Origin of the sequence: Pseudonocardia oroxyli (genome assembly GCF_900102195.1) — a bacterium.
Lineage (GTDB): Bacteria > Actinomycetota > Actinomycetes > Mycobacteriales > Pseudonocardiaceae > Pseudonocardia > Pseudonocardia oroxyli.
Genome location: NZ_FNBE01000010.1, coordinates 113,540 through 134,769, shown reverse-complemented (window position 1 = coordinate 134,769; position 21,230 = coordinate 113,540). Strand labels below are relative to the sequence as shown.

General features: G+C 66.7%; 16 protein-coding genes. 8 read left to right on the top strand and 8 right to left on the bottom strand.

All coding sequences use genetic code 11. The features are described 5' to 3' along the window. Positions 1-392: 392 nt before the first annotated feature. Positions 393-1,919, bottom strand: coding sequence for a pentapeptide repeat-containing protein (locus BLS43_RS29430; RefSeq protein WP_143030074.1), 1,527 nt, complete (start codon positions 1,917-1,919; stop codon positions 393-395). A 2,103-nt stretch (positions 1,920-4,022) separates the two neighbouring features. Here BLS43_RS29430 and BLS43_RS32055 point away from each other — a divergent pair. Beyond that, on the top strand, positions 4,023-5,522 hold the full coding sequence (locus BLS43_RS32055; protein WP_093085389.1) for a protein kinase domain-containing protein: 1,500 nt from the start codon (positions 4,023-4,025) through the stop codon (positions 5,520-5,522). 465 nt (positions 5,523-5,987) lie between these two features. Here the strand turns inward: BLS43_RS32055 and BLS43_RS16530 are convergent, their stop codons facing one another. Next, the gene (locus tag BLS43_RS16530; RefSeq protein WP_093085386.1) at positions 5,988-6,857 is read right to left on the bottom strand and encodes a hypothetical protein; all 870 of its coding nucleotides are present in this window, start codon (positions 6,855-6,857) and stop codon (positions 5,988-5,990) included. Positions 6,858-7,267: 410 nt separating this feature from the next. Here BLS43_RS16530 and BLS43_RS16525 point away from each other — a divergent pair, with 410 nt between their 5' ends. From BLS43_RS16525 to BLS43_RS16500, 6 genes are all read left to right on the top strand, one after another. Next, positions 7,268-8,407: an ImmA/IrrE family metallo-endopeptidase gene (locus BLS43_RS16525; RefSeq protein ID WP_093085384.1), complete on the top strand. Its 1,140-nt coding sequence runs from the start codon at positions 7,268-7,270 to the stop codon at positions 8,405-8,407. Positions 8,408-8,432: 25 nt separating this feature from the next. After that, positions 8,433-8,948 carry a PIN domain-containing protein gene (locus BLS43_RS16520; protein ID WP_143030073.1) on the top strand — a complete coding sequence of 172 codons (516 nt, stop codon included), beginning with the start codon at positions 8,433-8,435 and terminating at the stop codon, positions 8,946-8,948. A 532-nt stretch (positions 8,949-9,480) separates the two neighbouring features. Beyond that, a complete protein-coding gene (locus tag BLS43_RS16515) occupies positions 9,481-10,596 on the top strand; it encodes a plasmid pRiA4b ORF-3 family protein (protein WP_218129863.1) in 1,116 nt (371 codons plus the stop codon). Further along, positions 10,593-10,889: a hypothetical protein gene (locus tag BLS43_RS30050; protein WP_093085378.1), complete on the top strand. Its 297-nt coding sequence runs from the start codon at positions 10,593-10,595 to the stop codon at positions 10,887-10,889. The genes BLS43_RS16515 and BLS43_RS30050 overlap by 4 nt, the downstream gene beginning before the upstream one ends. Further along, positions 10,883-11,290 carry a UPF0158 family protein gene (locus BLS43_RS16505; RefSeq protein WP_093085375.1) on the top strand — a complete coding sequence of 136 codons (408 nt, stop codon included), beginning with the start codon at positions 10,883-10,885 and terminating at the stop codon, positions 11,288-11,290. Before BLS43_RS30050 ends, BLS43_RS16505 begins: the two co-directional genes overlap by 7 nt. Then, positions 11,290-12,933: an SWIM zinc finger family protein gene (locus BLS43_RS16500; protein ID WP_093085372.1), complete on the top strand. Its 1,644-nt coding sequence runs from the start codon at positions 11,290-11,292 to the stop codon at positions 12,931-12,933. Before BLS43_RS16505 ends, BLS43_RS16500 begins: the two co-directional genes overlap by 1 nt. 502 nt (positions 12,934-13,435) lie before the next feature. Here BLS43_RS16500 and BLS43_RS16495 read toward each other — a convergent pair. Both BLS43_RS16495 and BLS43_RS16490 read right to left on the bottom strand, forming a co-directional pair. Next, positions 13,436-14,119: a TetR/AcrR family transcriptional regulator gene (locus BLS43_RS16495; protein ID WP_093085369.1), complete on the bottom strand. Its 684-nt coding sequence runs from the start codon at positions 14,117-14,119 to the stop codon at positions 13,436-13,438. A 9-nt stretch (positions 14,120-14,128) separates the two neighbouring features. Continuing rightward, positions 14,129-15,160, bottom strand: coding sequence for an alpha/beta fold hydrolase (locus BLS43_RS16490; RefSeq protein ID WP_218129862.1), 1,032 nt, complete (start codon positions 15,158-15,160; stop codon positions 14,129-14,131). 356 nt (positions 15,161-15,516) lie between these two features. On the opposite strand from BLS43_RS16490, the gene BLS43_RS32050 reads away from it, so the two are divergent. Beyond that, positions 15,517-15,789 (top strand): transcriptional regulator, encoded by a 273-nt coding sequence (locus tag BLS43_RS32050; protein WP_425438552.1) that lies wholly within the window; start codon positions 15,517-15,519, stop codon positions 15,787-15,789. 125 nt (positions 15,790-15,914) lie between these two features. On the opposite strand, the gene BLS43_RS16480 is transcribed toward BLS43_RS32050, so the two are convergent. From BLS43_RS16480 to zwf, 4 genes are read right to left on the bottom strand one after another with little or no spacing between them, the layout of a single operon-like run. Then, positions 15,915-16,997 (bottom strand): hypothetical protein, encoded by a 1,083-nt coding sequence (locus BLS43_RS16480; protein ID WP_093085366.1) that lies wholly within the window; start codon positions 16,995-16,997, stop codon positions 15,915-15,917. Between the two features lie 57 nt (positions 16,998-17,054). Beyond that, entirely contained in the window at positions 17,055-17,732 is a 678-nt protein-coding gene (gene eda / locus BLS43_RS16475) for a bifunctional 4-hydroxy-2-oxoglutarate aldolase/2-dehydro-3-deoxy-phosphogluconate aldolase (RefSeq protein WP_093085363.1), read from the bottom strand. After that, complete coding sequence (edd, locus tag BLS43_RS16470; RefSeq protein WP_093085360.1) at positions 17,729-19,579, bottom strand: phosphogluconate dehydratase; 1,851 nt, start codon at positions 19,577-19,579, stop codon at positions 17,729-17,731. The genes eda and edd overlap by 4 nt, the downstream gene beginning before the upstream one ends. 49 nt (positions 19,580-19,628) lie before the next feature. Then, positions 19,629-21,119, bottom strand: coding sequence for a glucose-6-phosphate dehydrogenase (zwf, locus tag BLS43_RS16465; protein ID WP_093085358.1), 1,491 nt, complete (start codon positions 21,117-21,119; stop codon positions 19,629-19,631). Between the last annotated feature and the right edge of the window lie 111 nt (positions 21,120-21,230).

The following is a 21,230-nucleotide window of genomic DNA, read 5'->3' as shown; positions in this document are numbered from 1 at the left end:
GACGGGCCGGCATCAGCGAGGGGTCCCGCTGATTGCCAGCTTGGCCTGAGCAAGAACGACTGTCGCAGCGTCGCTGGGTGTTTAGGTCGAGCGAGGCGCGAACGATCTTGATCCACGGCCTGATCCACCAACTGCTGCTAGCCTCTGCCTCTCACACGCGAAGTGCCGCTCGTTGTGCCGGTTTTGATCCTGGTCGCCCAGCATGGACGCTCCCGCATCCCAACTACGGATCAGGCGGCCTGCTCGCAGTTGCCCTCTGGGCGGTACCTACAACCGGCAAAGAGGCCGGAGGTCTAGCCATGCCGGGCGGCAACTATCTCAAGCTTTCATATTCTCCGGCTGGGCCGACGCAACAGGGCGCAGAAGGTTCTCAGTAACCTACATGATGCCCGTTATCGCTTGATTCTGCCGCGAACTGCTAATGCTGCAAGCCCGAGAAGAAGAGGACCTCCGACTTTGAGGAGAAGGCGCAGAACTTCGCCAGTAGGGGTTAATGGTACGTTTGTGGCATTGCCAACCGTCAGGATCGTCGCGAGCACAAAGAGTACGCTATTGGGATGGGCTGGCGAGCCCTGATTTGTGAACCCGAAGAACTCAAATCCCACAGAAATAATTCCCAGGAACAGTGCCAATGTTACGATAGCCCGCCAGGCTCGCAGACCGTACCCGGATACAAGCCAATAGGCAGTCAGTAGAGTCTTCTCGGCACCCTTTGTCGCTGCTCGTCGCATCTCCATCTCGCCGTAGTAGAAGTCGGCGGCTCCAGGCTCATCCTTATTGTCCTCACGCCCTTTGCGAAGCGCTCGATACGTCTCTGAGACCTGTACCGCATCTTGAGTCCGGTCTGCGTCGGAGGAACTTGAGAGGTTGACAGTGCCGGTCTCTTTCAAACCCGCCCATTGTGGGTTTTTCGTGAATCGCCAGCGCCGTTCCTGGGCTGTGATACGCCGTCTAGTTCTTAGTGCGCCACCTATCGCCAGGAAGGTTGTCCCTGCTTCGAGTCGGAATCGATCCAAGTTCGTCGTATCCTCAAAAAAGCAATACGACAGGTCGACGTTTGCGACCGAGACGGTATTGTTGAGGTTGCAGCTTCGCAGACCCTTCAGCGACACCGTGCTAGCAAGACTCTTTTCGCGGCCACCTTCAAGCCTATACAGCTGGTTCCACTTCGAAAGTGGTTGAACTTCTCTGATTGTGGACGGACTAGTGAAGTTCACAGACGTTAGACTTATGCCGACGGAGTAGCCCTCCAATGCGGCGCTACTTTGAAAGTCGACCCCTGTTAGCTCGACTGGGCCGACTCCGCCGAGTCCATGCGCTATAATTCGGGCGCGCTGGGTAAAGGTGGCATTCCGTATCCTGAGACCTCTGCAGAGGATTGGCCCGAGATCAACCGATCGAAATGTGCTTCCGTCGAATCGGATGATGCTGTTGGCCCAGGATTCAGCGAATCGCGTCGCGGGACCATCAAACTGGCAACTCTCGAAGCTGACGGGGTATAGCATTCTCAGCCGCTTCGAGTTGGCCGATGCGAAGGCGGGGCTGTCCGGATGCTCGACCATCTCGAGTGCCTTGTTCTCTTGAAGGAAAGCCGACTGTTCGAAGTCTGCAATTCCACGGAACGTGGCATATCGGAAGCTGGTGTAGTCATCGAAGACTCCTTCTGTGAAGTCGGCATCCGACTCAAACGTGGCGGATTCGAAGTCGCAGAACTCTACAAACCTGACGGCCGTGAGGCGCCCATCGTGGCCAGCGGAGGCGAATCGGACCGAGCCTGTGAAGGTGCATCCAGTAAATCGGGCGTCACGGAGGATGGGTCGGTCCTCGTGGTCACGAGGTGCGGACGACAGAATTAGGTCGAGATCGGCCTGTTGCAACGTGGTGGATTCAGTGAACCAGCAGGTTCCGCCATCTCGCAAGTCTTGAAGTTGAGAGCTTCGACTTTCGGTATCAGCGTGTAAAAAGCATAAAAGGTCGGGGGCGTCGGTTATCGCTACTCCAGCGCATAGGCTGCAGGTTCTCGCAGCAGTGAGCACTAGCTCGGCCCTCCAGCGCTCGGCCAGTTTCGCGGTGCCTGACGAACTCCGTATAGCGGATTGAACGAGTTGGCGGTCCAAGGTCCTGTCGTCGGCGGTGTTGGTGTGGAGGGTGGAGGTGGAGGTGGAGGTGGGGAGCAGATCGTATCGAGGTCGTAGTGCCACATTAGGTCATTGTCGGTATGGCGCCATCTTCGTGACTCCATCTTATTGTCCATTGCGAGCTGTAAGAATTCATCAAGGTATTCTAGAAGGTCCAGGCATACGATGTGGAATCCGATTAGCACGTGCGTCCGGGTCAGGCCTCCCAGGCTCCAGTGATTTTCATCCCGTGGGGTAAGGGTTCCGCGCATTTGAGTCATAAGGAGAGCCTCGGAGAGTCGCGGCAGCGTCGGAATGGGCTGTTCGCGGATGCGATTCAGCATCTGCTCGAATGTCAAGGTTTCAGGTGGTCGAGGAGGGTCTGATGAGATCCTTCGACCAATATAATCGATCTTTGTCGCTGCATAGGCGCGAAACGCAACAAAGGTGTCTAGGCTATCCACTGTACGCCCCTAAGACTATGCGGTGACCTTCGTGGCCGGCAAGCTTTGTAGTCGGGCGTTGTCGGTAGTCCGTTACAGATTCGCGTGTCCCGCCACTCCTGGCTCTGACAAGAGGGCGCTGCCGATGGGGTTCGTGGCAGCTGCGCCTCGATGGTGTGGTGCCGACTCTCGCGACCTGCATCTGTGGCTGACAAGCGCAGTGATGCCGTGGGGCAGGGGCCGTGGTTCCCACAGGCCGGGAAGCGCCGGACTGGCTGAGCGGCCGGGGGAGCGTGTCAAGGGTGGGCTCCCCTCTGTCAGCACCATCGAGCATGGCGGAGGTCTGTCCCCCGTCGCGAGATCCGGTGCCCCGGGCGGCGTCGGCCTCGTTTGCGGAGCGCTCAATCCGAGTCGAGAGAGAGTAAACAGTGCGACACCCGTGTGGCATGGCTCGTGGCATGAGGCCGGAGTTCCTCCAGCGACCTGAGCGCGCTGAGCGTCGTGAGGCGCGCGATCGGTGCTGGTAGAGCGCTGAGCGGCGCACATCGGTTGCCTCGTAATGCGTCGGAGGGTGAGCTGTCCCCGAGGAGCCAGCGGTGGCCGAGGTGCCGTTGACCTCGTGTCCGGCCGTGGCGCGATCCGCCGATGCGTCGATCTGCACGGCGACGTCGAGCGAGCGACGCTCGATCCCCCGCGCAGTTTCGGATCTTGGGCGCGCGTGGTGCGCCCTCGCGGGGCGCGCCGGTTCGGCGGCTGAAAATCCTCCGGCACTTCCCCATCCGGTGCGCCGTCCACTCCATCCGCGAGGTCGAGGTGCGCTGACTCGACGCCCGGTATCAGCTCCAACAGCTGCGGGTCCTGCGGAAGATCCGGTCCGGCTCGAAGCCGCCGTCGGGGACCAGTCCACCGAGTCGCCCAACTCCAGCCACACACTGTCGAATTCTTTCTCCGATGCCTGGAGCTGTCGCAGAAACTTTCAGCCGACTCCCCGGAAAGTTTCCGAGGCGGTCAGGTGAGAGGTTCAGCAACATGGAAAGTGGGAAACTTTCCATTAAGCTCGTTCTGCTTGCTTTCGCAGCTGCCCGCAGACAATGTCGACCCGGGGTCGACGGCTTGACGTGCCCAAAGGTCGCCATTTCGGGTGGTGTGAAGGAGGAGTCCGATGAAGATTTTCACGCTCGCAGATTTTGGTGGGGCCCGGGAGCCGGGTTGTGGACGCACACGCCAGCCGTGGACGGTCGGACGTAACGAGTCTGCCGGGAGTCCCTGGGTAAAGCTCCTGGTAATGGCCATCAACCTGACCGCGGTGGTCTACCTGCTGAGACTCGGTTACTCTGTCCCCGAATCAGTTGGGGTGGTTCTGTGTGTAGGGGCCGGGGCTTCTGGAGAGCTGAACGTTCGGCCTCTGGTCAAAGCGACGGCCGAGCGATTTCTATTGCAGGATTCGCGGTGAAAGGCAGGAGTGACTGTGCCCGCAGGTCGTCGCGAGATCCCGGTTGGCGGCAATGGGCCACTTCAGCAGTTTGCCATTGACCTACGCGCGCTCCGGAAGAAGGCCGGGTTGCGGAACATTGACCTGTCCATCGGAGCGAATCTCTCGGAGTCGGCTGTCTCGAAGGCTCTAAGCGGAAACATCAAGTACAGGCAGCCGCCAACCTGGGATGCGACGGTGGCGATTGTCCGCACTTGCGAGGGAGATGTCGAAGAATGGCGCAAGAAGTGGGAAGTCGCCGAAGAGGAAAGACTGAGATATCAGCGCATTGACCCAAGGCGTTCGGGGAATTCGCTGCAAGATGTACCTGTATCGTCAACCGAAATTGTGGCACAGGAGCTAGCCGGCTCAACGCAAGGAGACACCGAGCCTGACGGGGATTCCTCAAGCGTCGACCACATTAGTGGCTTCAATACCGCGGACGCTCTTTTCGTTGGACCGCTGGAGGCGCCCGATCGATACGCCTTGCTGGGTCCAGGGCGAAGCGGTGGTGAGGGAACTGTCTATCCGGCCCAGTACCGGGGGAATCTTTCTTCTCCCGTGCGTATCGCAGTCAAGATGTTTAGACGTACCTGGCAGCATCGGGATGAGGCACTGGGTTCGGTTGACTTCTTTCGGGATTGGTTCCCGGTTCTGAATTCGTTGTCTGCAGAGAACTCACATCTGGTTCGCATGTATGATGCATTCACGGGTGCCCCTCCCCATGTGCGCGGTGACCTGTGGAGCGGAAATAGGGGGGACGCATCTTATGTCGTGATGGAGTGGGTAGAAGGTCCGACGCTCGATGAAGTAGTCCACGGTAAGCGCGCCTCTCTGGTGGAGCTGCTTACTTACGTGAAGGACCTCGCAGCCGCATGTGCAGCCTTGGCGTCCGTTAGTCATTCGGCCGGAAATCCGCTAATGCATGGCGACATCAAGCCAAGCAACTGTATTATTACTCCTTCCAGAGGTTTAGTTCTCATTGATTTTGGAGCAATGCAGTCCTTGCGTGATAGTGCCAGGAAGAGGATGTATACCTTGAGATTCACGGACCCTGAGGTAATCGATGGGCGACCGCCTAGCGTGTCGTCTGAGGTCTACTCGATTGGCTTGGTCCTAGGCTTCTGCGTGACTGGTTACGTGTCGAATCCGACTGAAGGACGAAGTAGGGTTAGCAGGCGGAGTTCTGAAGCTGACGCGACCCGAAAACGAGAAATCGGGGTAGTGGGGCGGATTGTGAGCGCGGGTCGCAGGAGGCCCGATAACGACCTTGGGGATGTGATTCGTGCTCGTCATCCAGGTTGTTCACGTCGCATTGCTCGTAAGCTCGTAGAGCTGACTTTCAGCATGACTGATCCGGACCCTGAGCGACGGCCAGACCTCGACACTGTTAGGTACACTCTGACCGAGTTGGCTGGCGGGCGGCAGCGTCGGTGGCGTAGTCCGCTCGATGCAATCAACGGCAACCTGATGAGTTCGTCGGAGACTTGACGTCCGGGCGCCCTCGCTAAGCTTTTTCTTGACACCGGAGTCGGCCTTGAGTTCAGCTGGTCATAGCACTTGATCTTGGCGGCTCGGCGGGGACAAGATGCCCAATGCCGCTCGATCGGTGCTGGTAGAGCAGGGAGTGACGCACGTCGGTTGCTTCGGAGTGTTGTCGCCCAGCCCGAGCTGAGGCAGCAAGCTCTCGTACCGCACGGCGAGCCCAACCTTAGTTGATCTTTGGCCACGGTCTTGGCCACCAACTGCGTCCCGCTGCTGCCTCTGTTGCCCTATCCGGCAGCCGGTCTATCCACATCTTCCCGTGTCGCCGCTCATGCCCACGCTCGTACGGCGACTACGGATCAGATGGCTGGCATCCTGCAGACGGGACTCTTTCGCCCTCGCCGGGCGAGCCGCGGCCCTGCTGGAGACCTTCCGAGACGTCGTGCACGCGGGCTGACCCGGGACGGCCACCTACTCGGTGGGCAAGCCGATCGCTTCGGCAGTGGTGAACTCCCCGGGTGGAAGGGCACTGTCCAGTTCCTCCTTCGCCATCCGCGCGAGGAGGTCGAACGCGCTGTCGGTCCAGTCCTCCCCGGAGGGTGGCCAGCTCACGGCCTCCTGCGCGGCCGGCCAGATCTGGATGAGCTGGAACTTCGCGTTTGGCCGTGTGATGTCCATCTCGACGAACTGAGCGGCGATGTCGTCGCTAGCGCCGAGGACGTGGAAGAGCACGCGCCCGACGAGGAACGTGTCGGTACGCAAATTGGGGCCCGGGTTGACGCCGTCCCGAGGGAAGACGGTCAGACCGTTGCGGAGGCTATGCAGGTTGGCGTGGGTGTCGTGGAAGCGCGCGAGCCAGACCCGTGTGTGTGGTGCTGGCTGCTGCTGGTAGAGATCGCGGCGCTGGTCGGCCGACACGGTGACGGACGGCCTGTGCCCGAACTCGTTCACCATGGCGGTCTTATCGGCCCACAGCGCTAGGGAGGCCTGATCGGAAGGGCTGAGCGCTCGGGGCTCGCCGAACATCATTGGCTTGAGGATCGTCTTCGCGCTGGTTTCCAGCGCACTCATCCAGCCGTTGTTGCAGGGCGAGCAGACGATGCGCTGACGGTGGGCGCGAATCGCTCCGTTCTGCCGCCGGAACTCCGCAACCTGAACGGTCCGGCCGTCCACCAGCGTGGGGAACGACGTGGTCATGTGGGTGTGGGAGAGCTGCTCGGTCGGATCCGGCAGGACCTGCTGGGTCCACTTCCCCCAGGTGTGCTCCTTGCTGTCTGCCGGACGGGTCCCGCAGAACACGCACATCTGCCGCTGCTTGCGCAGCCGGTTTGCCTTGCCCACTACGCGTGGTCCGGGGCATCGACGGTGAAGTCCTCGTGGCATCGCTGGCCGTTGCCACGGTCGACGTCGGACTGGATGAGCCAAAGCCCACCGCTCGGGCATCCTGCGACGACGCCGGGTCGGGGGTTCCTGTAGCGCTCACGCCCTTCGGGCGGGACGGGTCGGGCCATGATCTTCATGATCGAGGCGGGTGTACTGAGCGTTACGGGCCCTCGCCCCTTGTGCATCGCTCGACCGTGCCGTCATCTGCTGTCCGAAAAGGTCGTCCCATCACGCTAGCGTCCGGGTTTCGTAACGGGCCTGGTGTGGAGCGCGACCCTCAGCAAGGGGGACGAGTTCTGCAGGTGAGCGGCTCGTCGCCGTAGTCTGGAACTCACCGAACCCAGAGAAGCACGAGGAGGTGTGACGTCATGGCCGCTGCCACTTCACCCGTCACACCCACCGTGGTCGCGTGGGCCATCGAAGAGGACGGTCGCAGCTTCGAGGATCTGGCCGAGGCTCTCAAGGTCCCGGTCGACGATGTGCAGGCCTGGGCCAGCGGAGACGCCGCTCCCACGCGGGGTCAGGTGACGTCGCTGGCCAAGGAGCTCCGTAGGCCCCGCGTGCTGTTCTTCATGCCTGCCCCACCCGAGGCGGCGAGCCTGCCGTCCAGCTTCCGCCACCCCCCGGGAGTGGCCCGGAACGTGAGCCCGAAGATCCGACGCGCCGGTCGAGAGTCACGCAGAATCCAGGCGACGGTCGCGTGGGCTCGTCGCGAGGCCGAGCCCGTGGATGTCCCGATCCTCAGCCCCGCATCGACTAGCGCGGTGCAGGCCGCCAGAGTCGTGCGCGAGTGGCTCGGTATCGAGGAGGCTGTGCAACTCCGCTGGAAGACCGAGTATCAGGCCTTGGCCGCCTGGCGGGAGGCCTTGGAGGCTCGCGGCCTGTTGGTATTCGCGCTGCAGCTCGGCGCGGACGAGGTGCGCGGATTTTCGACCTGGGACGATCACGCTCCGCTCATTGCGTTCAACACCAGCGGAGTCACGCCCCCGGCCCGCATCTTCACCATGGGCCACGAGCTCGGCCACCTCGTCGCCCGCCTCGACGCCACCTGCCTCAACCCCGACGAGGTGGACCTGGCGGACGGCCCGGTGATCGAGCGGTGGTGCGAAGAGTTCGCGGCCGCGCTGCTCATGCCGAGCACGCTGGTGCGCACCGTCACCGAGGAAGCCGGGATCGCGGCAGGAGAGGCCGACCTCGAGACGGTCAAGTTGCTGATGCGCCGAGCTCGCGTTAGTGGCCGAGCTGCCGCGTTGCGATTGATCGCCTTGGGCTGGGCCTCGCCGCACCTATACGGCGCCGTCGTGGCCGCGTTCCGGCCCGCCAAGAAGTCGTCGGGCACCCCGCAGTCGCCGCCGCGCTACGAAGCCCGGCTGCGGTCCTACGGGTCTGGCGTGATTCAGACCGTCTTCGAGGCCTTGCCGACCCTTGACGCGCTGCGCGTCCTCCGCATCGAGGTGCCCGACGCACGACGACTCGCCGCCGAGATGCCGGAGCTTCGTGTCCCCTGACGACTTCCCGCCCCCCGTGATCTGTGTGATCGACGCGAACATCATGATCGACATGAAGTCGACCGTCGGCGTGGACAAGCTGTGGGCCTTGCTGCTCGAGATGGGGCAGCGGGTCGAACTCGGTGCGCTGACCTTCCCCAGGCAGGTCGCGACGGAGCTCAGCGGCGTGAAGCATCCGGATGCCCCCGGCGCCTGGATCGCCCACGCGAAGAACTCACTTCGCCACCCGCAGCCGACCGAGCAGACGATGGTCCGCGTGATGGGAGTGGCTTCCGATGTCGTCGCCGCAGACGAGACGCGCGACCCCGCGGACCCCTACGTCCTGGCGATGACGCTCGAGCTGATGGAGCGCCATCCCGCCAGCCAGGTTGTCCTGGTGACCAACGATGTCATCGACCGGCAGCCGCTGAAGATCTCGGTGCGGACGGCATGCGGCCGACTCGGGTTGGTCCACTGCCCACCCAAGCCATTCATGGACTGGCTGGAGGGCGAGGCGAAGGAACTGCTGACCGACGAGACGGTAGTGGTGCCGGAGCTGTAGGCGGGACAGATCGTGTTCGGTCAGCCGGGCCTCGACGTCGGTCAGGCGGTAACCGTGTGTCGACAGAGGCGCACCTTTCGCGGGCCCGGCGGGGCATGGCTCGGGGCATGGCTCCCCTAGTTCCGCCTGCGAGCTCAGGGCCGCGAGAGCCGTGAGACGCGCGATCGGTGCTGGTAGAGCGCTGAGCGACGCACAGCGGTTGCCTCGTAATGCGTAGGTCTAGGCTTCGACTCCCCAAGGCGGCTCCATTTTCGCAGGTCAGGCGCCTGGGTGAGGATCCACTTCTTTGCGACAGGATCTGCGTGGCCTCCCCTCGTCGTATAGTCGCAGGTCAGGGCGTCATGGCGTGGCCTCTCTTGGTGTGCGTTCATCATCGTGCGCGTCAGGGGTAGGAGCGGGCATGGGTGGCGGGTCAGGGTTCCGGCCGTCCTGTGATGGGCACTCATGCCGGTAATGCCGATGACGGAGGGGCATCCGCGACAGGTCACGTGGGTCCCTCCTGTGGGTTCGGGTGCTGGAGAGCATCGGTACCGTGACCGTCGTGCAGACGACCCGGCTGCGGATCACCATGCGAGACGTCGAGCCACGGGCCGTGCGGGTGGTCGACGTGCCTGCCGCCTCCACGCTGGCCGAGCTGCACGATCTGCTGCAGGTGGCGCTCGGGTGGACCGACAGCCACCTGCACATGTTCGAGGTCGGCGGCACGCGGTACGGCGTGCCGGATCCCGACTGGGAGGACGAGCTCCAGCCGCAGGACGAGGCGACGGTCCTGCTCAGGGAAATGCCGGAGCGCTTCGAGTACCACTACGACTTCGGCGACAGCTGGGAGCACACTGTCGAGGTCGTCGGGGTCGGCGATGAGGTCCCGGGCTGCGTGGAGGGCGAGGGTGCCTGCCCGCCGGAGGACTGCGGCGGCGCGCCCGGGTACGAGCACATGCTCGAGGTGCTCGCCGACCCGGGTCACGAGGAGTACGAACACCTGCGGGAGTGGGCGGGTGAGCTTCCGGTCTTCGACCAGGAGGCGACGAGTCTGCTGGTCCGGCAGACGGTGGGCGAGGTCCCGGCGAGCGTGCGGATCGTCCTCGATCTCCTCGCGGGCGGGGTGAAGCTGACGCCGGGTGGGCGACTGCCGCGGGTGGTCGTGCGGGCGGTGCAGGAGCGGCGTCCGGAGTGGTACTCGCTGGGCCGGCCTGCGTCGATCGAGGAGGACCTGCCTGCGCTGGCGGTGCTGCACGACATCCTGCGTAAGGTCGGGCCGGCCCGGCTCTCTCGCGGCGTGCTGCGTCCCACCCGGGCCGCGCGCGACGATCTGGAGGTCGTGCGGCGGTTGCGTCGCTGGTTCGATCCGGGCGGGTATGAGGAGATGCTGGCCACGACGGCGGTTGCGCTCCTCGCCGCATCCGGCCCGCTCGCCCGGGACGAGCTCGTCCGCAGGGTCGTGCTGCTGATGGGCCACGGGTGGGGTGTCGGCGGGCGTCCCGCGACGGCCGACGATCACGAGTCGTCCTTGGGCTGGATGTCCGCCGAGCTGCGCGCGCTCGATCTTCTCGGCGGAGGATGGCGCACGTGGGAGGCGGGTCCCTCGGCCCGTACGTTGCTGCCGCGTGCGACGGCACTCGCGGTACTGCTCGCCGCCGAGAAGCCATGACAGGCTGGGTGCAGCAGCTCCGCGGCGCGGTCGACCGCGGCGACGGCGCCGCGGTCGTCGAACTCCTCGCCGCAGAGGACCGGCTCCCGCTGTGGCAGCTCATTGGGGACGGGATGGCGACAGCACTCGCCCAGCGGGTCGACGGGGCAGCCACGCTCGCCGCCGACTGCGGTTCCGCGTTGCGTGCGCGGGCTGGATCGGCGATGTCGAGCTCGCTGAGCGGCTCGACGGGCTCGCTGGGACCGGGCCGATGCCACTGCTGCGTCCGCTCCCGGTGGATCTCGAGATGCTGAGCGAGATCCTCGAGGGTGATCCGCTGACCACCGGAGGTGCCCTCGACCTGCGGACGGGCGAGGTGTGGCCGCGTTCGGCGATCGAGTACGCCGCGGAGGACGGTGCGGACGTGGACGCGCCAGACTTCGAGGACGAGGACCGCTTCCGCTGGGCGGACGGCGACTCCCGTGACGGCGACCGCGACATGGTCGAGTTCATCGACACCATCGCCGATGCGCGTCTCGCCGAGCGCCTGCACGACGCGATCCACGGTCGGGGTGCCTTCCGGCGGTTCGCCGACACACTCCGCAGGACTTCCGAGCACGACCTGAGCCGCTGGTTCGAGTGGGTGGGCGAACGCAAGCGCGGCCGAGCCCGTGCCTGGCTCACGGACCTCGGGTTCCGGGTGGCGAGCCGCTGATGCGCATCGACGTCGCCGAGGTCGAGCGGCTGGCCGACCCGGTCACCGTCCGGCGTGGACGCGACTACGCCGACGAGGGTGCGGTCGGACCGGTCAGGCACGTCGCCGACGGGGTTCGAGCCACCGTGACCGGTTCGGAGCCCTACGCCGTCGAGTTGGCCTCCGGCCCGGACGGCGTCGAGTTCCGCTGCTCCTGCCCGGTCGGCGTGACCGGTGCCTTCTGCAAGCACTGCGTGGCGCTCGCGCTCGTGGCTGCGGGCTCGCCGGGCACCGCTGCCGACCCCCGGGCCTACCTGGAGACGCTGGGCCGCGACGAGCTGATCGACATGCTCCTGGACGCCGCGGGCCGCGACGAGATGCTCCACACCCGGCTCGCCGCCGCCGCGGCGGACCCCGGTGCGCCGGAGTCCCTGCGGCGCATCCTGTACGACGCGATCGTTCCGCACGGATACGTGCGCTACGACGAGGCGTACGGCCACCTGCAGACCGTCGATGCCGTCGTCGACCGGGTGGCGGCTCTGTTGGACGCTGGCCGTGCGGATTTGGTCCTCGAGCTCACCGAGTACGCCGGCGACTGTGCCGAGCGGGCCGTCGAGTACGTCGACGATTCGGACGGCCTCTTTGGTGGACTCCGTGACCGGCTGGCAGACCTTCACCTGGCGGCGTGCGAGGCGATCCGTCCCGATCCCCGTGAGCTGGCCAGGAGGCTCCACTCCCGCGAGTCGGCAGGCGGTGACCTCGGCCTGTTCGACGACGCCGTCAGCCGCTATGCGGATCTCCTCGGCGAGCCCGGGCTCGCCCTCTACCGGGAGCTCGTCGAGCGGGATTGGGCGGCTCTTCCCGAGCAGGCAGGCGGCTTCGATCCGGCTCGTCGGCGGATCCTGAGCACGCTGGAGGCGCTCGCCGCCCTCACCGGTGACGTCGATGCCGAGGTGGCGGCGATGGCCCGGGACCTGTCGTCCGGCTATCAGTACCTGCGCATCGCGGAGCGGCTCCAGCGCGCGGACCGCCACGACGACGCGCTGCGGTGGGCGGAGCGTGGCCTGGAGAGCCATGGTCTCACCGACGCACGGCTCGTCGACCTCGCGGCGGAGGAGCACCACCGGGCCGGACGCGGCGCTGCGGCCGCCGATCTGCTCGGGAGAGTGCTCGACCGAGCACCGACCGTCGGCAACTACCAGCGTCTCGCCGAGCACGCCCGACGAGCCGGCACATGGGCGGCTCGACGCGACGACGCGTTCGCTCGCCTGCGCGTCGAGGTCGACCAGCGCGAACCTCCGCGGTACCGCTGGCAGCCGGCGGCAGACGCCTCCCCGCTCGTCGAGGTGCTGCTCTGGGAGGGCGACCCCGACGGCGCCTGGGCGCAGGCACAGCGGGGTGGCTGCTCGGGCTCGACGGTCATGCGGCTGGCTCGAGCCTGCCGGGAGCTGCGGCCGCAGGAGGTGATCCCGCTGTACCAACGAGAGATCGACGCCGCGATCGGTCGAAAGAACAACTCCGCCTACGCCGAGGCCGTCGAATTGCTCGTCGAGGTGAAATCCCTGTTCGAGACGGATGGGTTCGCCGACTACCTTGTTGAGCTGCGTCGCAGACACCGGGCGAAGCGCAACCTCGTGGCCTTGCTCGCTGCGCGGGGCTGGTGACGGTGTCGGGGTGTGCCACGTCCCGATCGACACTTGCCTTGCAGCGTCGATCGCCTGGAGGTCGATGCTCGAGCGATGGCGTGTAAGAGCTACGAGCACCACGCCTGAGACCGCGGACTCGTTCGAGGTCGTCGTCAGCAGTGACGGGAGCCTGATGGTCCCTGCCGCCGAGCCGGCGCGCCATGGCGTGCGTCCCGGGGCGCACCTGAAGCTGGTCAAGTCCCGGGTGGGCAGTGGTCGGGTTGGTCGCTCGGCGGGCAAGCTCGCCGGCCGGTGCCGGACGAGACGATCGAGGCGTGGTCGCAGGTGCTCGATGGCGACCGTGCCGAGCGTCGGTCCGCCGGGCCCGCTTCTGGCTGAGGGTCTTGCGGCGGGCGGGGTCACGCCCCGAACCTGCATCGCCGAGACGGTCGGCGGTAAGCCGGCGCGGGTCAAGCGCCAGCCAGGCAGCTCGCAGTCCGATGTCCGCGGGCGCGGTGCGACTCGGCTGAGCGCAGCGCTCTCAACCGGAAGTGCGTCTACCGGATGGTGTGGAGGGCGTGGGTACGGAGGCCACGGCCGCGTCTGCGACCGAGTCCTGCCCGGGGTGGATGGTGTCGGGTTTGAGCGCGTGGCGGGCGAAGGCGTTCACATGAGGGCGGGCGTCGTGCAGGCGGACCGCTGGGCTCTCCCACGATGCTGCGACGACGGCATCGACGAGCCCACAGAGCATGATCGCGGACAGTCGTGGGTCGGCGTCGGTGCGGACGGTGCCCTCCCGCTGAGCCGTGCTGATCAACTCGCTGAGCGCCTCCCAGCGGTGCGGAGCCGACGGCCCGGCGTCGACGGCGGGTGGCTCGTGGGAACCGAGTGCTTCGGCGAGGAGCCGGGCTCGCCGCGCGTCCTGGGAGAGATGAGTGAGGAGGCTGTCGAGATAGGCCTCGATTGCGGTCGCCGCGTCGGGGGCCGCCTCGACCGCGGCGCCGACGTGGGCGACGAGATCGCTGATGACGGTGTCGTAGGCCGCTGCGACGACGGCGTCTTTCGACGGGAAGTAGTAGAGCACGGCCGCCTTTGAGATCCCGGCCGCGTCCGCGATCCGCTGGAGCGACAGACCGCGGCGACCGTGCTCGGCGACGAGGTCCACAGTGACGGCGATGAGTTGCTCACGCCGCGCGCTCTCGGTGAACGTCCGGGGTCGCGGCATCTGATGATCCTAGGGCTGTACCGGGTCGAGCCGGGCGAGGAAGGCTCGTATGTCGTCGGCGATCCGTTGTGGCTGCTCTCCGTTGAGGGCGTGGGTGGCCTCGGGGTAGACGCGCACATTCGGCGCGCCGAACGCGGCTTCGGCGACGCGTCCTGCGGTGGCCGGGTCGTGCATGACTGAGCGGCCGGCAATGATTGCGAGGACGGGAACACGGAGGCCTTGCAGCTCTTCGAGCGGGATGGTGGTGGGCTGTGGCTGGACCATGGTGTAACCGCTCATTCCGGCCTCGATCATGGCAGCGATCGGTTCGTCTCCGAGCGGCGCGCCACCCGCGGTGTAGGAGTTGAACGAATCCCGCCAGGACTTCGGCATCCAGTCGAAGGTGGCTGGGATCGAGCGGATGACGGTGCCGAGTGGGATGTCGCCAAGAATGTGGACCGGGTCGAGCAATGTCACGCTGGCGACAACCCGCCGGCCCGGATCGGCAGGCTCATGACGCGCGAGGTTGGCCGCGGTCCATCCGCCGATGGACAAGCCGATGACGTGGAAGCGCCTCGGCGGCAGCGCTGCGAGGGTCTCGTGCAGCCAGCGGGCCTTGTCCGTGTCGTCTGTGATCGGGTAGTCCTGGATACTGCGGCCGGGCTCGCCGAGGAGGTCGATGAGCCATACATCCCGCATCGCACGTAGGGACGGCAAGTTGTCCGCGAACACCGGCGCTCCGGACATGGTGCCCGGCAGCAGCACGAGGGGGGCGGCGCCGGGGTTCGCACCGGCGAATCGATATGCCCGTACGACACCGAAGCTTGTGCGCACGTCGAGGACCGCTTCCGGCCTGGGTAGATCCGCCATGGCGAGGTCGTACGCGGCGCGGTAACGGTCGGCTGCCTCGGCCGAGGTGAAGTGACCGACCGGAGTGGAGCGCCCGACGGTCGCGACACCGACCGAGGCGATCAGTGCAACGACGACAACGGCGATCAGTCCGCGGCTCCGCCGCTGCGAATCGATCTCCAGGCACTGACTCATGGTCAGTAGTTTGACCATCGGTCAGCTACTTGGCAAGTCTGCCGCTGCCGCCGGCGATGCCACCGCGCTAGCCGAACAGCGCAGCTGCGAGAGCGAGGGCGGAGAAGTCGACAGCGGAGGCCTGACCCGCGACCGTTGCGATGACCGACAGCTGCGTCTCCGCTCAATGGCCGCATCGGTCAGATGTGTCACTCTTGGCCGGTCCCGCTGGTGATGGCGCACTTCTGGGTGAGTGGCAGATTCGGGTGTCTCAGGTAGTGCTCGAGGCGGACCGATAGTTGCCCTAGGAAACCATCGAATCTGGTTGCCGCCATGGCAACCATCGATCCGGACCCGGATCCGCGTGAGGCCTCCGCCAGGCTCAAGGCCCGGTCATCCACCCGACTCGCCGGCTGAAGATCTGCGCCCTGCTCGATGCCGGCACCACAGTGGAGATGGCTGTCATCAAGGGCGTCGTCGGCCTCAGCGCATCCGCGCTGAGTAAGCAGGTCGCAGCGCTCGTCGACGCTGGATATGTCACACAGGAACGCTCTCAGAAGGACTCTCGACGCGTCTGGTTGACACTGACGACACGAGGCAGGTCGGCCTACCGAAGCCATGTCCGCGCACTCCAGCAGATCGTCGCCGGATCCGTTCAGCCTTCGTGACACGTTCTGACGCGCGACCGTGCAGATCCCAGGCCAGGTCGAAGAGCGGCGAGCGCGTCGAGTGGGAGGTTCCTTCGCGAGGCAGCCGGTTGCCGTGTCGGGCTGAGGGCGCCGGCTTCTCGCGCTCACGGGCCGGCGTGCGCCGCTCGTCGGAGCTGGTGGAGTGCGAGTGTCACCCTCTCCTCGAGCCGTCGCAGATCCTCGAGCTCAGTCAGGGCAGCACCGATGTCGAGGTCGATCCATCCGACCAGGTCCGCTTCCGTGAAGCTGTGCGAGCCCGAGCCGAGCAGTCGCTGTGGACGAACGGCCACGGCGACGAGCCGATCGCGACCACGTTCAAGAGCTTTCGACAAGCGGGAGATCTGGGCTCCGCGCGGAGCACTCTTGTGGAACACGGTCTGCAGGTATCCGCTCAGCGCCTGGTCGAGCCACGGGGCGTCGATCTCGAGAAGGCGGGGCTTGACCTTGTCGTCGATGAAGCGCCACGCCGCGGAGGCTTGACTCGCGAGGCGTCTGCGCTGCTCGTCGTCTCCGATGACAGAGCTGAGGGCCTCGCCGGCGGCATCGATCTCGTCGATGAGTGTGCGTGCGTCCGCCGCGGCCTCCGCGAGGTCCGCCCAGAGCCTCGGTTCCAGATCCGGTGACACTCGACCCGGGCACGAGGAGGGTTCCGCACGAGCCTTGAACTTCGACCGCCACAGCTCCCTCTGTGCCTCCACCCTGCGTGCCGTCTCGCCGAGGCGGTTGATGGCGGGAACCAGCGCGGGCGAGTCGGTGAAGGCGACGAGGCGACGGATCGCGTCGGCGAGTCTATCGGCGGCCGTACCGGCCAGTGTGCCTGCCGCTACTCGCTGGGCCTTCTGCGCCTGCACGAAGGAGATCCTCTCGACGGCGAGCAGAACGACCGGGGTGCCGAACAGGGCGCCGGTGAGGCCGGAGAACACGATGGCCAGGAGCGGCCGGTCCTGGACCCACCCCTGATCCTCGACCAGCATCCCGGCGGCAAGGCTCGCCGCGCCGAGGGCGATGGAGATGCCCGAGGTCCACAGCAGGGCGGAGGTCTGCCCGTGCTCCCGTCTGATCCGGGAGAGCCTGCCGACGAACGCGGCTGATCGGCCCCACGGCGACGACTGAGTCCGCGGCAGCGGGAAGTGCTCGTGGGCGACCCCGTGCGTGGCGGACGTCGACGGTGAGCTCGGCAGCCACATCCGGGTCATGGCGCCGTGTGACCGGCCGGCTGGGAGCGCGGCGCGGGTGTCGGGCGGTCAGGTCGCGTCATCGGGGTCGTCACGGCCTCGGTCGAGTGCTGCTGCGGCGGCGGCCAGCTCGGTGATCCGCCCCCATTCCCGCTCGCGGAGCATGTCGTCCGGAGTCAGCCAGGTGCCCCCTACGCAGCCGACGTTCGGGAGTGCGAGGTATCTGTGTGCGGTGTGGGCGCGGATTCCGCCCGTGGGACAGAACCGCAGGCCCGGCAACGGCCCGCGGACGGCGTCCAGCAGGGCCACCCCGCCGACCGCGTCGGCGGGGAACAGCTTCATCTCGGTGATTCCGCGCTCGGCGACGCTCATCATCTCCGACACGGTCGCGGTTCCGGGCAGGAACGGCAGTCCGCACTGGACCATCTCGGCGAGCAGGTTCGGGGTGGTTCCGGGGCTGACCAGGAACCGGGCACCGGCCGCGTGGGCCTCCCCGACCTGGGCGGGTGTGCGAACAGTCCCCACGCCGACGACAGCCTCGGGAACCTCGGCGCAGATGCGTCTGCAGGCCTCGAGGGCGGCGGGGGAGCGCAGCGTCACCTCGATCGCGGGCAGGCCGCCTGCGAGGAGGGCGCGAGCGAGGGGCACGGCCAGCTCGACCTCGCGGATGACGACGACCGGTAGCACGGGCGCGAGGTCGAGCGGTGAGGTGAACGGCGGGGTCGTGTGGGGCGTGGGGACGCTCATCGGGCTACCACCGCCCCCTGCTCCGCAGGACCGACCACGGCTCGAAACGCGGCGAACAGCTCCCGCCCCGTACCCGTTCCGTGTCGGGTAGGCGGCGGCGCGGGGGATCGGGTGTCGAGGTCGCCGAGGACGTCGAGAGTCCCGGCACGCGTGTCGAGCCGGATGGGGTCACCGTCGCGCACCCGTGCGAGTGGCCCGCCCGCTGACGCTTCGGGGGTGCAGTGGATGGCGGCCGGGATCGCGCCGGAGGCGCCGGACATCCGGCCGTCGGTCACGAGCGCCACGCGTTGTCCACGCGACCGGAGAACCTCGAGGACGGGGGTCAGTCCGTGGAGCTCGGGCATTCCGTTGGCGCGCGGGCCCTGGTGGCGAATGACCACCACCATGTCGCCGCGGAGTCGGCCTGCATCGAACGCCGCCCGGAGATCGACCTGTTCGTCGAAGACCTGGGCGGGGGCGGTGATGACACGGTCGGCGTCGTCGACGGCGGACACCTTCACCACGGCTCGGCCGAGGTTGCCCCGGACGGTGCGGAGGCCGCCATCGGGGGCGAACGGGTCGTCGATGCCGCGGAGGACTCCGCGATCGGCGCTGGAGAGGGGTGCATCGCGCCAGGCGAGGCATCCGTGGACGTCGAGGTGCGGTTCGCGGCGGTAGTGGTCGAGACCCTTCCCGACGACGGTGGTGACGTCGGGGTGGAGCAGGCCCGCGTCCAGGAGCGAACCGATCAGGACCGGAGTGCCGCCTGCGGCGTGGAAGTGGTTCACGTCGGCCCGGCCGTTCGGGTAGATCCGGGCGACCAGAGGAACCGCGGCGGAGAGATCGTCGAAGTCGTCCCAGGTGAGGTCGATGCCTGCTGCGCCTGCCATCGCCACCAGATGCATCGTGTGGTTGGTCGAGCCGCCGGTGGCCAACAGCGCGACCACCGCGTTGACGATCGTGCGCTCGTCGACGAGTTCTCCGAGCGCGCCGACACCCTCACGGCGGTTCGCCAGGACCTGGCGCGCGGCTGCGGCGGTGAGCTCCGCGCGCAGCGGCGTCGCAGGGGGGACGAACGCAGCACCGGGAAGGTGAAGGCCCATCACGTCCATGAGCAGCTGGTTCGAATTGGCAGTGCCGTAGAAGGTGCACGTCCCCGGACTGTGATAGCTGCGGGTCTCGGCCTCGAGCAGCTCGTCACGGCCGATCTCGCCCGCCGCGTGGCGGCGGCGTACGCGACTCTTCTCATCGTTGGGTAGGCCACTGCTCATCGGACCCGCGGGCACGAGCACGGCCGGCAGGTGACCGAAGGCCAGCGCGCCCATCACCAGCCCGGGAACGATCTTGTCGCACACCCCGAGGAGAGCAGCCGCGTCGAACATGTCGTGCGAGAGTGCGATGGCGGTGGACATGGCGATGACGTCTCGGCTGAACAGCGACAGCTCCATCCCCGGTCTGCCCTGGGTGATTCCGTCGCACATGGCCGGGACCCCGCCCGCGACCTGTGCGACGCCGCCGATCGTGCGAACCGCCTGCTTGATCCGGTCGGGATAGTCGCCGAAGGGTTGGTGGGCCGAGAGCATGTCGTTGTAGGAGGTGACGATGGCCAGGTTGAGCGTGTGGCCGCCGTCGGCGGTGAGCTCGAGGAGGCGCGCACGATCGTCGCCGCCACAGGCGGCGACGCCGTGAGCGAGGTTGGCGCAGCCGAGCCCGGCGCGGCGAGAACCCGGCTCGGTGGCGGACGCGTCGCGGATCCGGGCGAGGTAGTCCGCGCGTCCTGTCGCGCTGCGGCCGCGGATCCGGTCGGTGACATCTCGGACGACCGGGTGCAACTCCGCGGCCCGGGTCCGGCGGTGAAGGGTGCTCATGGGACGGTCCTCTCGTGGAGCGGGAGTCGGGAAGGCGACTGTCGGGCGATCAGTCGTCCTCGTCGCCGTGCCAGGTCCGTCCGTCCCTCTCGATCAGGGCGGTGGCGGAGGCGGGGCCCGAGGTTCCTGCGGGGTAGGGGCGTGGCCCGTGCCTCGAGCGCCCCCAGCCGTTCAGGATCGGCTCGACCCAGGACCACGCGGCCTCGATCTCGTCGCGCCGCATGAAGAGCGTCGGATTGCCTCTGAGCACGTCCATCAACAACCGCTCGTAGGCGTCGGGCAGCCGCCGGCCGAACGTGGTGGCGAAGCTCAGGTCGAGCGCCGCGGGGTGCAGCCGTATCCCACCCGGTCCGGGAAGCTTGGCGGCGAGGTGGAGCCGGACCCCCTCATCGGGCTGCAGCCGCAACACCAGGCGGTTCGGCGGGGCCTGCTCGTCGAGCTGCGGGAACATCGAGTGTGGGACCGGTCGGAACTGCACGACGATCTCGGACGCTCGCCGGTCCATGCGCTTGCCGGTGCGTAGATAGAACGGAACCCCGGCCCACCGCCAGTTGCGCACCTCGGTACGCAACGCCACGAACGTCTCGGTACGTGATGCCGTCGGCGGGCCGTCCGGCCCGCGAGTCCGGTCGAGCTCGGCTCGGTAGCCCTCGACGGGCTGTCCGTGGATGGCCCCGGCCACGTACTGGCCGCGGACGGTGTGCCGGTGTACGTCCTCTCCGGTGATCGGTGCGAGAGCGCGGAGGACCTTGAGCTTCTCGTCGCGGACCGCCTCCCGGTCCAGGGTCGCAGGGGGCTCCATCGCGACCAGGCACAGCAGCTGCAGAAGGTGGTTCTGGATCATGTCCCGCAGAGCGCCGGACTCGTCGTAGTAGCCCGCCCGACTCCCTGCGCCGACCGATTCGGCTACGGAGATCTGCACATGGTCGATCCCCGCGGCGTTCCACAACGGCTCGAAGAGGCTGTTGGCGAACCGCAGCACGAGCAGGTTCTGCACGGTCTCCTTGCCGAGATAGTGATCGATCCGGAAGATCTGCTCCTCCGTGAACACCGCACCGACCTCGCCGTTGATGCGCTGCGCGGAGGCCAGGTCGTGGCCCAGCGGCTTCTCCAGCACCACGCGTGCACGCTCGTCGAGCAGCCCGTTGCGCTGCGCGCCCGTACACACCGAACCGAAGAGGGTCGGCGCGCAGGCCAGATAGAGCACTCGGATCCGATGATCGGGTGGGCCCAGGAGATCGACGAGCGCGTCCCAGTCCTCGGAGCCGGTGGCATCGATCGTCACATGGTGCAGACGTCGTAGGAAGCGATGGTCCGTGGTGTCGAGGGGATCGTCGGAGTTCCCAGCGAGCTCTGCGGACACCTTGTCCCGGTAGCCGTCGTGGTCGAGTCCGGCCCGGGACACGGCGATGATGCGACTGTCGTCGGCGAGCTGTCCTGCACGGTCGCGGTGCCGCAGCGCGGGCAACAGCTTGCGCATGGCCAGGTCACCTGTGCCGCCGACGACGATGATGTCGGCGGAGAACGGTGCGTTCGACATGAACGGTCTCCTCATGGCGGTCGGGGTGGCCGCCGGGCGACGGCGGCCGGGAACGCCCTGGGCGGTGGATGTCTCGGTTGCGAGAGTGCCGAGGCGACGGGACGACGAGCG

Coding starts and splice junctions, on each gene's coding strand:
- BLS43_RS16525 (WP_093085384.1), top strand. CDS start 7,268: ATGGCCGCTGCCACTTCACCCGTCACACCCACCGTGGTCGCGTGGGCC.
- BLS43_RS16505 (WP_093085375.1), top strand. CDS start 10,883: ATGCTGAGCGAGATCCTCGAGGGTGATCCGCTGACCACCGGAGGTGCC.
- BLS43_RS30050 (WP_093085378.1), top strand. CDS start 10,593: ATGACAGGCTGGGTGCAGCAGCTCCGCGGCGCGGTCGACCGCGGCGAC.
- edd (WP_093085360.1), bottom strand. CDS start 19,579: ATGAGCACCCTTCACCGCCGGACCCGGGCCGCGGAGTTGCACCCGGTC.
- BLS43_RS16480 (WP_093085366.1), bottom strand. CDS start 16,997: ATGTGGCTGCCGAGCTCACCGTCGACGTCCGCCACGCACGGGGTCGCC.
- BLS43_RS16490 (WP_218129862.1), bottom strand. CDS start 15,160: ATGGTCAAACTACTGACCATGAGTCAGTGCCTGGAGATCGATTCGCAG.
- BLS43_RS16495 (WP_093085369.1), bottom strand. CDS start 14,119: ATGCCGCGACCCCGGACGTTCACCGAGAGCGCGCGGCGTGAGCAACTC.
- eda (WP_093085363.1), bottom strand. CDS start 17,732: ATGAGCGTCCCCACGCCCCACACGACCCCGCCGTTCACCTCACCGCTC.
- zwf (WP_093085358.1), bottom strand. CDS start 21,119: ATGTCGAACGCACCGTTCTCCGCCGACATCATCGTCGTCGGCGGCACA.
- BLS43_RS16500 (WP_093085372.1), top strand. CDS start 11,290: ATGCGCATCGACGTCGCCGAGGTCGAGCGGCTGGCCGACCCGGTCACC.